General features: G+C 37.1%; 13 protein-coding genes. 2 read left to right on the top strand and 11 right to left on the bottom strand.

Annotated features, from left to right (window positions below; all coding sequences use genetic code 11):
- Window positions 1-44 precede the first annotated feature (44 nt).
- Window positions 45-716: a transcriptional regulator YeiL gene (gene yeiL / locus NiCM35_RS25240; protein ID WP_433780863.1), complete on the bottom strand. Its 672-nt coding sequence runs from the start codon at window positions 714-716 to the stop codon at window positions 45-47.
- Window positions 717-799: 83 nt separating this feature from the next.
- Between yeiL and NiCM35_RS25235 the strand changes: the two genes are divergently transcribed.
- Window positions 800-1,972: an MFS transporter gene (locus NiCM35_RS25235; RefSeq protein WP_123258586.1), complete on the top strand. Its 1,173-nt coding sequence runs from the start codon at window positions 800-802 to the stop codon at window positions 1,970-1,972.
- 76 nt (window positions 1,973-2,048) lie between these two features.
- Here NiCM35_RS25235 and NiCM35_RS25230 read toward each other — a convergent pair whose 3' ends face one another.
- The 10 genes from NiCM35_RS25230 to NiCM35_RS25185 all read right to left on the bottom strand — a co-directional run bounded on the left by NiCM35_RS25230 (window position 2,049) and on the right by NiCM35_RS25185 (window position 12,371).
- Window positions 2,049-2,156, bottom strand: coding sequence for a methionine/alanine import family NSS transporter small subunit (locus tag NiCM35_RS25230; RefSeq protein WP_123258587.1), 108 nt, complete (start codon window positions 2,154-2,156; stop codon window positions 2,049-2,051).
- A gap of 1 nt (window position 2,157) precedes the next feature.
- A complete protein-coding gene (locus NiCM35_RS25225) occupies window positions 2,158-3,663 on the bottom strand; it encodes a sodium-dependent transporter (RefSeq protein WP_171510222.1) in 1,506 nt (501 codons plus the stop codon).
- Between the two features lie 314 nt (window positions 3,664-3,977).
- The gene (locus tag NiCM35_RS25220) at window positions 3,978-5,426 is read right to left on the bottom strand and encodes a DEAD/DEAH box helicase (RefSeq protein WP_095329339.1); all 1,449 of its coding nucleotides are present in this window, start codon (window positions 5,424-5,426) and stop codon (window positions 3,978-3,980) included.
- Between the two features lie 204 nt (window positions 5,427-5,630).
- Window positions 5,631-6,791 (bottom strand): D-alanyl-lipoteichoic acid biosynthesis protein DltD, encoded by a 1,161-nt coding sequence (gene dltD, locus NiCM35_RS25215; protein WP_095329338.1) that lies wholly within the window; start codon window positions 6,789-6,791, stop codon window positions 5,631-5,633.
- Window positions 6,791-7,027, bottom strand: a complete 237-nt coding sequence (gene dltC / locus NiCM35_RS25210) for a D-alanine--poly(phosphoribitol) ligase subunit DltC (protein ID WP_095329337.1) — start codon at window positions 7,025-7,027, stop codon at window positions 6,791-6,793. Before dltC ends, dltD begins: the two co-directional genes overlap by 1 nt.
- A gap of 15 nt (window positions 7,028-7,042) precedes the next feature.
- The gene (gene dltB, locus NiCM35_RS25205) at window positions 7,043-8,200 is read right to left on the bottom strand and encodes a D-alanyl-lipoteichoic acid biosynthesis protein DltB (RefSeq protein ID WP_095329336.1); all 1,158 of its coding nucleotides are present in this window, start codon (window positions 8,198-8,200) and stop codon (window positions 7,043-7,045) included.
- Window positions 8,197-9,699, bottom strand: coding sequence for a D-alanine--poly(phosphoribitol) ligase subunit DltA (gene dltA / locus NiCM35_RS25200; protein ID WP_095329335.1), 1,503 nt, complete (start codon window positions 9,697-9,699; stop codon window positions 8,197-8,199). The genes dltB and dltA overlap by 4 nt, the downstream gene beginning before the upstream one ends.
- A gap of 17 nt (window positions 9,700-9,716) precedes the next feature.
- Window positions 9,717-9,863 (bottom strand): teichoic acid D-Ala incorporation-associated protein DltX, encoded by a 147-nt coding sequence (locus NiCM35_RS25195; protein WP_433780862.1) that lies wholly within the window; start codon window positions 9,861-9,863, stop codon window positions 9,717-9,719.
- Between the two features lie 17 nt (window positions 9,864-9,880).
- Window positions 9,881-10,552, bottom strand: coding sequence for a response regulator transcription factor (locus tag NiCM35_RS25190; RefSeq protein WP_095329333.1), 672 nt, complete (start codon window positions 10,550-10,552; stop codon window positions 9,881-9,883).
- Between the two features lie 76 nt (window positions 10,553-10,628).
- Window positions 10,629-12,371, bottom strand: coding sequence for a sensor histidine kinase (locus tag NiCM35_RS25185; protein WP_095329332.1), 1,743 nt, complete (start codon window positions 12,369-12,371; stop codon window positions 10,629-10,631).
- A 523-nt stretch (window positions 12,372-12,894) separates the two neighbouring features.
- On the opposite strand from NiCM35_RS25185, the gene NiCM35_RS25180 reads away from it, so the two are divergent.
- Window positions 12,895-13,293, top strand: coding sequence for a VOC family protein (locus tag NiCM35_RS25180; protein WP_123258591.1), 399 nt, complete (start codon window positions 12,895-12,897; stop codon window positions 13,291-13,293).
- Window positions 13,294-13,461: the final 168 nt, after the last annotated feature.

The raw sequence follows: 13,461 nt of genomic DNA, 5'->3' as shown, positions 1-13,461 counted from the left end.
TATTTAATTTCACCCTGTCTTGTTAAAAAAATTTTTCCTGTGAATTATTTATTCTTTAACGCCTCTGCAAGTTTCCTTAAAGACTGATATTCCTTTATTTGATAATTCCTTCCGTCCTTTTGTAAATATTGTTTTTCACAAAATTTTGTAAGCATGTATAACAAATGGCGATAGGATACCCCTAAATAATCACAAACAATTACATGTTTCTCCTTATAAATTCCATTGTCTGCCGTTTGCAAGATAAAATCTGCAAGTCTATTTTCAAGGGGAAAAGCGAGAGTTTGCGAATACTTAGCTGCCATTACTGTTGCCTTTTCACTTAAAAACCTTGTAAGCTCACGCAAAAACTTAGCATCCTCCAATAATTTTGTTCGGTAATAATAAAATGGAAGAGCAAAACAAATAACTTTAGTTGATGCTTGTATGCCCTTTGTATAATACACATCATGCAGTAATTCCATTTCGCCAATATAGTCATTTGCATTAATGAAATTTATTAAAGATACCTTTCCATTTTGATGTGTTACATATATTTTCGCTTTTCCTTCCATTACAAAAAATAAATAATCCGGTCTCATTCCTTCTTTTATAATCCATTCATACCGCTGATATTCATGAATTTCTATATATTCTTCTACTTGGAAAGAAAATAGATCAGCAATTGAAGTCCTTGTTAAAAATTGCTGCTTTTTATCTTCTTTGTAAATTTGCATCTTCTGCCTCCATAAATAAGAGATATCTCCTATTATTTATCTTTACTTCTATGATACCATGCTAATGAATGAGGAGGATAAGAATGAATACACAACGATGGATGAGTACACGTTTTTTTAGTTTTTTTATGACTTGGGGAATATTCCTGCCTTATTGGTCTGGCTGGTTAATTTATACAAAAGGAATCTCCGTCTCACAAGCCAGCTTCATTATGAGTCTTGGCTTAATCGCTAGAGGGCTGTCAACATTATTTGCCTTTCCTTATTTGTCGGAGAAATTTAGTAGTAAATTGTTATTAAATATCATGGGAGTCGGCACATTTGTCTCTATTTGTGGTTATATGCTAACAGACTCTTTTTCCGGTCTATTACTCGTAACGGTTATTTTACATCTGTTTTATCCAACTTTAATGCCAGCTTTAGATAGCGCAGCAAGTGTCCTTGTGCAGAATAAACAATTAAAACACTATGGGAGAAGCCGCCAATGGGGATCTATTGGGTTTGTTTCAGTAGGAGTCATATTAACTATTTTCACCGGAAAGTTTGGGGATGAGATCATTTTTTGGGCGCTCTTACTAGGGATTATTGGGTTCGTAGGTCTTAGTTTTATGAATGCACCTGCTATTTTAGCGAAAAAGCCACAAATTAAGCCAACAGAAAAAATAGGTTTGTCTCAACTATTTCGCATCAAGCATTTCATTTTAGTACTTGTTATTGTCATTTTGCTTCAAGCAGCTCATGCTACATATTACAATTATGGCTATATTTTTCTTCAGGATATACACGCACCTATTTATCTCATTGGAGTAATCATTAACATAGCCGTCATTGCCGAAATCGTCTTTTTTTCCATAGCAGATAAACACTTTAGTAAGTTCTCTGTCGGTACGTTATTGGCGGTAGCAGCAGCGGGTTCTTCTCTGCGATGGATATTCATTTTTGCGTTTCCTAATGTCATTGTTTTCTGCCTGGCGCAAACTTTACATGCCTTTTCGTTTGCAATGGGACATTATGCCTTTATGAAATACTTAATTAGCAACATTTCACAGGCACAAATTCCCAAAGCACAAGGGATATATTCAGCTCTGGCTCTAAGCTGGAGCACTGCCGTATTCACCATACTTGGAGGCTTTTTATACGAAATAGAACCAAGGTATGCCTTTCTTGGTATGCTCGCTTGCAGTCTGCCCGCAATGATCGTTGCACTGATTTATCAAAGGCTAGAGCAGCGAAAACAAGTTCGGATTTCTAATTGATATACCCTTCAAAACAGCTTCACTGTTCCTTCACTTAAAAAGGATTGGCCGCTATGATGGACCAATCCTTTAGTCATTATTTTGCCTTTTTAGATACTCTTACAACGTTAAAGATGCTGGCTGCTAAACCACCCCAGAGGATGATCATTCCCACTATCATCATAGTGATTGCACTAGCTGACATATTAAGCAACCTCCTTATTTTTGTCTAGAGCTATTTTCGCATTCCATTTTTTTCTGGATAGAAGAACTCCAATAATGATGCTTAGCGCAACCACAAGCACACCGGCAGACAGAATCAATTCTGTTGGATATCCTCCATAATTTTCTCTTAAGTTTTGGCGAATATTATCAAACATCATATAGCCTAGAACAATAGGTGTTATAACACTTAAACAAAATTTCCACCATGCACCAATACGCAAGTCAGAAATAGCATTCGTATGTGACTGTAATCCGTTTAATCCTCTAAAGAACCATGCAATTAAGATTACTTCTACAAATCCTGCCGTAACAATTCCAAAGTTATTAATAAAGTAGTCCACTACATCCAGTAAATATAAACCGCCATTTGTTGCGAAAAGCAGGGAGATAACTGTTGCAGCAATTCCGCTTGTTAATACTGCTTTTGTTCTTGATACATTAAATTTCTCTTGCACACCTGCTATAAAGGTTTCAACGATTGAAATCATGGATGTCAAACCGGCAAAAACAAGAGAAAGGAAAAATAATACCCCAAATAATCCGTTCATACTAGGAAATTCATTGATGATGCTTGGGAAAACCACAAATGCCAGTCCAATTCCACTGCTGACTACATCTTGGACCGCCACACCTTGTTGGTTAGCCATAAATCCAAGGGCTGCAAAAACACCGATCCCCGCTAATAATTCGAATCCAGAATTTGCAAATGCTGTAATAAACGCATTATTATTGATATCTGATTTTTTTGGTAGATAGCTAGAATAAGTAATCATGATGGCAAAACCAATCGATAAAGAAAAGAAAATTTGCCCATATGCGGCAATCCAAACTTTTCCGTCCAAAATCATATCCCAGTTTGGCTTAAAGAAAGCATTCAAGCCTTGGGCAGCTCCATCTAATGTTAAGGCACGAATAACGATTACCAAAAACATCACAATAAGAACAGGAAGGAATATCCTATTTAATTTTTCAATGCCTTTAGAAACTCCACGATACAATACAAATAACGCTACAACCCATACAAAAAGTACTGGAATGACAATACCAGGAACTAACCCGCCAATCGTTCCTGCTGTATCTGCTCTCTTTAAAACATCATTGAAGAAGAAACTTTCCGGATTTGAACCCCATTGGGTCCCAAATGAATAAATAGTGAACTTAATAGCCCATGCGACAATGACAGAATAATAAGTACAGATGACAAAGGCAATTAACAACTGCCACCAGCCAAGCCACTCTGCTTTTTTATTTAAACGGAATAGAGAAAGTGGTGCGGAACCACGAAATTTTTGTCCGATAGTGAATTCTAATATTAATATTGGGATACCTGCTGTTAAAATCGCAAATAAATACGGTAAGAAAAATGCTCCTCCCCCATTCTCATAAGCAACTGCTGGAAACCTCCAAATATTTCCTAAACCAACTGCAGAGCCTACAGCCGCCAAGATAAAGCCATAGCGTGACCCCCATTGTTGACGTTCTTCCATAAGATGACCTCCAATTAAACTATTTTTTGAAAAGATTCAGATAGTTTAGTTTTTTGCATTCTATTAATATAGGTGTTATTTGCATGAATGTCAAACTACTTTTTAAAGTTTTTGTCGAAATTTAGGTGGTTATTTTTCCCACCCTTTTATATAGTAATCATCCGCAGACTGAATAAACTTTGCCTTCCATGGGGCGAGTCCTCGTTTGAAGGGAATCTCGAACTATCTCGCAACTCCCATAAGAGTCTATGTGTATTCAATCTGCTCCGTTTTTTTTTAATCAATCTGGACTGCGAACTGTTCTAAAGTCTTTGTCAGTCCTTCTTTGCTTCATATACCTTCAAGGATTTCCCTTTTATCGGCGTATTCTTCATCTTTTCGAGTACGATTCGTCCTTTATCATTCAAAATCTCTACATAAGAAAAAGTATCCATGATCGTAATAATCCCAATATCCTCTGCTGATACCCCATCTATTTTTGCAATTGTTCCAACAAAGTCGACTGCTCGAAGCTTCTTTTTTTTGCCGCCATTAAAGTATAATTTCATAATATGCTTATTTAATTTTTCATTTTTTGCCTTTTTAATCGCCGGCTCGATATTCTTTTTTACCTCAAAGTCAGACCGCTTATCGGCAATTTCCTCCTCTGTAGGAACAGCCATTATAGGAATTTTAAAGCCAATATATTCTTCTATCTCCTGTAAAAACTTCTCTTCAAACGGAGTCATGAAGGTAATGGCTCTGCCTTTTTTACCTGCCCGTCCAGTCCTTCCAGTACGATGAACATAGCTTTCCTTTTCTAAAGGAATATCATAGTTGATCACATGGGTGATATTATCAATGTCAATGCCCCTTGCTGCTACGTCTGTCGCAATTAGATAGCGGAATTCTCCTCTTTTAAAATCATTCATAACATCTAGCCTATCTTCCTGTACCATCCCGCCATGAATTTGATCACAGTTATATCCTAAGTCCGTTAATTGGTCACTCAGCATGTCCACCCTATCTTTTGTCCGACAAAAGATAATACAACTATCAGGATTTTGTACAATCGTTACGGCTTGAAGAAGAGAGAATTTTTCTTTTTCGTCTACTTTTATAAGCGTATGGTCAATTTTATCGGTAGTCAGTCCATTTGCCTTGATTTCAATGTCAATAGGTGTTTTCATATACCGTTGCGATAGCTCTTTAACTGCCTCCGGCAACGTTGCTGAAAACAACATAGTTACTCGTTTTTTTGGTAAAGCCTTGATTATTGCCTCTACCTGTTCAATAAATCCCATGTTTAGCATCTCGTCCGCTTCATCGATCACAAGATAGTTCACTTTTTCTAAGGTCAATGTTCCTCTCTCGATATGATCTAATACGCGACCTGGTGTACCAACTACTACATGTGTTTTTTGTTTTAATTCTGTTTTTTGGATGGCAAACGGCTGCTTTCCATATACAGCTGTTGCTTTAATCCTCTTCAGTCTTCCTATATCAATAAAGTCATCTTTGACTTGAACAGCAAGTTCCCTTGTTGGCGTTAATATTAACGCTTGTGGTTTATTCTCTTCCCATTCCACTAATTCACAAATAGGAATTCCATAGGAAGCTGTCTTACCACTTCCGGTTTGAGATTTTACGACGAGATCAATCTTCTCTAACACAAGGGGGATAACTTTATTTTGAACCTCTGTTGGATTTTTATATTCTAAACTATCTAGAGCTTTTACTATTTGATTACTTAAATTAAATGCATGAAAACCTTTTTCACTCATAACAAAGCCTCTTTTATTTTGGATTATTCTTTTATTATTTCCGTAAGCTCCTATTATACGCTATTTTTCACTTGATTCTCCTTGAATATTTAGAATGACAATTTTAAATGAATATTTTTCTCATTCACTCATCTAAATTTGCTAAATACGCTTGCCGAAATAATAGAAGAAGACGATCCACTTCATACGTGAATCGTCCTAATACTATTCAAGAAATTTTTGCATATCCTCATTTAAATAAACCCAGCCCTTCCAGCCAATATGAATCGTATCCCTCATAAAATAGGGATCGTGCTCATGGCCGGAGTAATCAGCATAGTTAAAGCCATTATCGCTTATCTGTTTCTTTATACGATTGTAATAATCTTGTCGACCTTTTTTAGGAAAGCCTGTGTAATCATAATAAGCACCATTAACTGGGATAATAACAAAAAGCGGTTCAGCTTCTGCCTTTTTTAGAATATCAAGCATCAGCTGAAAATCATCGTACTCCAGCGATTCAGCATAGGAATGACCTTTGTTCTTTCCTTTCATACTCTTCATATAATCATTCTTATGCTTATATACTTTATCATCAATGTAAAATTGAGAATGCTGTGTCCGTTTTTTGCCATAGGCATCAGCTTGTGCACGTAATTCTTCCCACGTCTTATCCTTCACTTTAGCTGACTGATGTCGATTGGTTGGTTTATCTTTCAAAAGCGTAAAATATAAATCCTTTTTCTTAAGGATGGATATATACCCCTTTGCAGGAACGGATAACATATTAAACAATGTCTTTTTGTCTTTTAGATAAGCATCATAAAGTTGATAGAGTATCGTATCGTTCTTGACCGCACTATATGTCATCAGACGCTCCATCAATTTTCGTTTCACCTGCTCATCCACATCCTTATTAAATGGAAGCTGGTACGCTTGCAGGGCAGAATAATTTGGTGCAAAATGCTGTTCATCTGTACCATGCTTTACAAACCATTGCGGCGATACAATAATGACCATTTGCTTGTTCTTCAATTGAGCAGCATGTGTTGCAAAGTTTAAATCATGAATAATTGACGTCATTCCGCCTTTTCCTATTAAATAAGGTGTGAATGGGGCGGAATTCACTTCGAAATAATTGGATGGATGAAATGGATCCCAGCGTGACAACTCCGAAGAGCCATAGATCGGAACATAGGTCGAACGCTTGAGCATCTCATTTTGCAAATATGTTCCTTGGAACATATTTGGCTCTAAACTGATTGCAGATTCCTCTAACCGATCAGCAGGAACTAGCTTAGCCAGCCATGATGTGGGTATAAATACAACCCCGGCAAACAGGACCAATGCAAGAATGATTGGTCCAAATAAATATTTCTTCTTCATTATTTCAGCTCATTCAGACGTTCAACGATAGCATTTGGTGTATTCCATGTATCTCGGTCGAACTCTGTAATTGGTACATTGATTTCAAGTTGTTCCTCAAATTTAACAAGTAATTCTACAGTCCCAAACGAATCGATCAATCCTGAATCGAATAAATCCAAATCAAGCTCTTCTTTCACCACATCATCTTGACAAACTTCTGCAATAACTTGTAGTACTTTTTCTTTAAAATTCATATATAGATCCCCTTTTTATTGAAATGGTTTGCCGGAAAACAGATAAAAACCGAAACAAACAACATGGAAAGTAATAATGATAGAAACCACTGTCATCGCTTTTCCTGTTGGCCAGCGTTTATGTTTTTTATTCCAAGTCTCGAAGAAATTAAAACCGCTCATCATCAGGGCATGATATGCTCCATAAATGATGTATTGAATCTCTAATCCATGCCATACGCCCATCAAAAGGAACAGGAGAATATACCCTAAATTTGAAACGAGCATATTGTTCTTTATCCATTTTTTCTTCTTTATTAAGAAAACAAAGCGCATAAACACATAATCACGGAACCAAAATGACAAAGACATATGCCATCGATTCCAGAAATCCTTTATATTACGGCTCATAAATGGCTTATTAAAGTTCTCCGGTGACCGGATACCCATTATATAACTGACTCCGACTGCAAATGCCGTATAGCCGGCAAAGTCGAAAAATAGGTATAGGCTATAGCTGTACATGTATAGCAGGTGATAAGAAAGCTTACCATCTGAAATATAAGTTAAATTCATGATGAAATATGCATTAATGCAATAGCCGATTATAAATTTATACAAAAATCCAAGGAAGATTTTGTTAATCCCTTTATAAAGCAGCTCTCTATATTCCTCTGGTGTCCAACGCTTATTCTCATCCTTCTCAAATCGACGGAAACGGTCAATCGGCCCAGATGAAATGGTCGGGTAAAATAACATAAAATTAACAAGCTGAAAAATCGAAAGCTGATTTTTAATCAATCCATCTCTTGTTTCAATAATAATTTGGACAGCTCGGAATGTCAGATAAGAGATACCTAGAAAACTCGCCCAATTATCCACTGCCAAAATAGGCAAGACTTTAGATAAAATTAAAGGCAGAATGGATAGAAAGCTTATTACATAAAATATGAGACTACTATTCTTTTCCTGGCGATAATGAATATAGCCTTTTACCAATATTACTTGAAGGATAGTGAAAACTACTAATGAGAAAAAGCCTGCATTCCCACTAGAAAAGATAATGGCCAGTACAACAATAGAAACAAATACATTGTAAAAACGCAGGTTCTTGCCCTTTATACCGAGGATTATCGTCGGCAGTAGCAAGATACCTAAAATAATAAAGAAAAGGAAAGAACTATACGGGGTCATGCTAGTACCTCTTCCTTCATCTTCTTACGGTCTACTTTTCCATTTATCGTCATTGGAATAGAAGAATGATACGTAAATTTACGAGGAATCATATATGCTGGTAAGCGCAAGGCAAGATCCTTACGAATAGCAGCAGTCAGTTTGAATTCCTTATCAAAGTCATGATTCTCTGGAACAACTGCCGCAATCAAGTATTCAATTTCTTCATTTGGTGCATAAGGAATAATAATGGCAGTCTTAATATATTCAGACTGATTCAGGTGGAATTCAATTTCTTCCAGTTCCATCCGATAGCCATGCAGCTTAATCTGATAATCCATTCTTCCTTGGCAGTACACCACTCCGTCTTGAATGAACCCTGCGTCTCCGGTACGATATGCATTCATTCCGTTTATCATGCCAAATGCCTTTTCTGTCAGTTGCGGCTCACCAAGATATCCTTTTGATACACTTGGCCCTGCAAGAATAAGTTCACCTTTTTCTCCTTCTAGGAGCGGATTATCTAATTCATCCAAAACGAAAACACGCATATCCGATTTTGGATAGCCTACTGGCAGAGCCTTCTCTTCTGCAAGCAATTCTTCCGTAATTTCAATAGATGTCACCGCTACTGTTGCCTCTGTAGGTCCATAGGTATTAAAAATTCTCGCTTTCGGGAAGCGCTCCTTCAGCTCCGTGGCTACAGCAAGTGGCAGTACTTCCCCACAGAAAAGGAATAGTTCAAGCTCTGGAAGCATCTTTTGATTAAAATCTGGGTTAGGAAAACACATTTGCACAAAAGATGGTGTCGATGTCCATATTTGTATAGACGAATGACTTAAGTTCTCAAACAAAAGCTTCGGTTTATTGCTTACTTCTTTCTCCAGCGTATGAATGGTACCCCCACTCTGTAAGGCTGGATAAAAGTCCATTACAGACAAATCGAATGAAAAGGGAGCCTGGTTCAAGAATACCTTTCCTTCCCCTAGCGGAAAGTCCCCTGTCATCCAATCGGTAAAGGATTGTAGATTCGCTGCAGTTATTTGAACTCCTTTGGGATTTCCAGTACTGCCAGACGTATAAATGATATAAAAAACCTCATCACTTTGGACCCAGTACTCTTCTCCAATATGCTCTACTTGTTCCAAATTCATTTCTAGCATCTGTAAAACTATAACACCTTCAAAATCCAGCTTGCTAGTTGTCGTATTAATTACCACCCCAGCGCCAGATTTTTCGACAATAAGACGCACCCGTTCGATTGGAATCGATGTATCTACCGGTATATAAGGATGGCCGGCTTGAACACAAGCGAGAAACGATACCGGCATATCTATTCCCATATGTCCATACACTACAATTGGCGTCTGCCGCTTAAGCTTAATGGCATGTAATAAGCTTGCCAGCCTTCTTGATTTATCCCAGAGCAATCCATAAGTCAGCATCTGGTCTTCTGTACGATATGCTATCTGTTCTGATTTTTTTACCGCATGCTGCGCAATACGAGTTAAAAGTTTCATTTTATTATCTTCTCCATTTAGAAATCATTATAAATATAGTTGCCTGTATTGGCCGTATGGAAGCCATACAGCAAGAATAAGGTAATGAGGATAGTCAAATAAAAACAAGTCTGTAAAGCAAACCGGACGCCAGTATGCCTATACAACTGTTTAAGCTTATTCATCTTCTCTCTCCTTTCTTTTATTCAAACTTATAGCCTGTTCCAATAACAGTCCGGATATGATGGGATTCAAAGCTTAATTTAGCCCTAAGCTTTTTAATATGTGTATCCACAACTCGACTATCACCATCGAAGTCGAATCCCCATACATGATTCAAAATTGTTTCACGTGAAAGGACATTATTTTTATGCTGAAGTAAGAAAACTAATAATTCATATTCTTTTGGCGTTAATTCGACTTGTTGACCTGCAAGCTGAAGTTGATGAGACTTAGTATTAACAATTGCCTCACCGAAGCTTATCATATGACCAGTCGGCAAATAATGCTCTTTTGCCCGTTTCATTAAGGAATTAGCACGTGCTACTAACACTTTTGGACTGAACGGCTTGGTAACATAATCATCAGCTCCAAGTTCAAAGCCATGGATTTTATCATCATCACTGGATTTCGCTGTCAGCAAAATAATGGGTACGCCAGAGCTCATGCGAACCTGCTTGGTAACAGCAAATCCATCCATTTGTGGCATCATAATATCAAGAATAACTAAATCAGGATATATGGCATCAAACCAATCTATTGCACTGCTGCCATTATCCGTTTCATACACTTCCCAGCCGTCCTTTTTAAAATAATCAGCTACGACTTCTCGAATTCTCACTTCATCCTCGACAAGCAATACTTTCTTCCCCATCGTGAATCTTCCTTCCAATTTAAAGATATTAACAAGGTTATATGTCTTTCATGTGTCCTATAAGAAATTATTACCATTAACGAAAGTGAATATAGAAACGTACACCGCCTGGTATGTTTTCTGCTCCATAATGAAAGCCATGCAGGCTGAGTATTTGCTGAACAATGGCCAATCCTAATCCTGTACCACCAGTCATTCGGCTGCGAGAAGATTCAGCTCGATAGAAACGTTTCCAGATTTTATCCAGCTGCTCTTCTGGTATCTGTGGACCTGTATTCTCGATTTGAAACACACTGTTGCCACTTTCTTGATCCAATTCGATACAAATTCTAATGACAGAGTCAGGTTCGCTGTGGCGGATCGCATTAATAAGAAGATTCTTCATTACTCGTTCCATCCACTCATAATCTGCCAAAATATGCTGTTCATTCTTCGGCATGATTTCAATTACCACATTTTTCTCTCTAGCTATACAAAATAGTTTATTTGCCAAATCCTCAATCATTTCACTAAGCAAGAAAGATGTTTTTCGTAGTTTGATTACACCGTTCTCCAACTTAGCCAAATCCAGCATATTTTTAATCAGCACTTCCATCTTTTCTGATTCCTCAATAATTACTTCTATATAGTGATCCTGTTTATCTGGACTGACTCCATCTTGCAGCCCTTCTGCAAAGCTTTTGACAATACTCAGAGGGGTCTTCAGCTCATGGGAAGCATGTTCGAAAAATTCACGCTGCTCCTTCTCCATTTGCAGACGCTTTTCCATATCCTCTTTCAGCTTTCCATTGGCTTCTTTCAAACCATTTAATGCAACATCCAAGTTCTGCGCCATAACAAGCATATTGTTCGCCAGACTCCCCAGCTCATCCTTCTGCTTAATCGGTTTCAGCGATGAGAAGTCTAGATGCACCATTTTTTTTGCCATTTCATTCAGCTTAATCAGTGGTCTACTAACAAGACGGGAGAAGAATAACGACAATAAAAGGATGAGAATAAAGCCAGCAATTCCGATATATACATAAAATATTCGGAGCGATTCATTGGTATCTCTGATTTCTTGAAGAGATGTGACAGAGAACATAATTTGCATTTCTCCGTCTTTCTTGATTGGCTCCATTAATACTAAATAATGTTTTCCACTCCATGACTCTACCCAGTCTAACTTTAGGCTTTCTCCTCTGGAAAGCTGCTTTATCTGCTTCTCTTGAAGAGGGAACCATTCCAATAGTGCATCATAGAGAATTCCTAGCCCTCTACTTGCCACTTTCCCTTTAGGCAGCGAAATACTTTTTACCTTCCCTTTAATGGTCACTTCATTCTCGGCCTGACTTTCCCCAACACTAGAGCTATTCTTCGTAATAATAGATGGATAAATGACTGAAGAAACTAGAGCATCTGTTTCCCCTTGTACAATCACTGTATCCCCCTTTGCAATATTCAATGCTTGTACTTGTTTTCCATAATCTGTGATGAGTAATGAAAGTGATACTTCCACAATTTTGCCATCCTCTGTATCCAACATGATATTAAAAGGATCTTGTACCAACTGATAACCTTCTGTGTCCACAATCGTCAACGGGCTTTTTGTCTTCTTTATGTAGGACAATGTCTGTTTTGTCAGTTCTGCTTCGCTCCAAGAATTTTGCTCATATCCTTCTGCTAACTGATGGATATGCTTTGCTGCTTCTTTCGTTTTATGATGTTGATAAAAACGGTCAAAGAATACTAGCTGAAATATCATAATCATGACGTAAAACACCAAAAAGAATATAGACGTTACAGCGAATAACTTGACAGTAATACTGCGTTTTCTCATGTTATACTCCTTTGTTTCATGCGGCAGTTTATTCCTAACTTAAACTTAAGCTATGGATATGTTTTTTGTGTGTCCACATGTAATCATCCATATATTAACCATTTTTTTCAAGTTAGGGAAGCCATTTTTTATCTAGATTTTAATATTAGAATAAAAGAGATTCTCGCCTAAACTAATATGGATTATAGCAAATAACGATATGCAATATTTTAGTGACGTGGATTATTTATCCAGCGGAGAACACCTATTTTTTGTACGTAATTATTCGAAAGAGACAAGTGAGGAAAATTAAAAGATGATCTTAAAGTCCTATAGAACCTTAAGAAAGAGATAACCTAATTGAAAACATGGCAAAGACTATTTCTGCTTTATCTAAAAGTGGAGAGGTATCCTATTATGTGTTAAATCGAAGATGAAGAGATTTTATATTAGGTATATAATCTAAATTGGCTATTACCTAAAGAAAATTAATCTCTAAATATGTATTATTATATTTGATAATACATATTTAGGAGGGATATAGATGATTTTTGAAATGACTACTCAGGTTAGAGTTGCCAATATTGAAGAAGGGCAAAAGTGGTATGAAACACTGCTTAATAAGAAGCCTGATTTCACTCCACACGAGGGATTTGCTGAGTGGGAACTCATTCCTGGTTGTTGGTTGCAGGTCGCAGAAGGAACTCTTACCGAGGGTAACGGACCTTTACGTTTAGGAGTTACTAACATTGAAGCTGAAAGAGACAGACTGATAGATGAATTAAAGATTGATAGTTTTGAAATACATTCAAGACCTGAAGTACCAGTGAAATGGGGAACTTTCACAGACCCTTGGGGTAATCGACTGGGATTTTTCGAATACTTAGATAAGGGCGAAGAGCAAGAACGTATTAAAACTATCATTGGAACAATAGAAATTTAAAAAAGTCTAGTTAGAAAGGGAACTTCCCTCGGAGTTCTCTTTCATCTATGAGAAAAACAACAAAGTTTGCGAAAACAGCGTTTCTTTTTAAAAAGGAGGTTGTGAGTATCATCCACCTCCCGGGCATCAAATTATCAGATTAACTACTTCGTCGTAAAATAGAAAAAA

The sequence above is a fragment of the Niallia sp. M35 genome, from assembly GCF_050971705.1.
GTDB classification, from domain to species: domain Bacteria; phylum Bacillota; class Bacilli; order Bacillales; family Cytobacillaceae; genus Niallia; species Niallia circulans_A.
The sequence above is the reverse complement of the archived record's forward strand: the minus strand, read 5'-3'. Positions and strand labels throughout refer to the sequence as shown.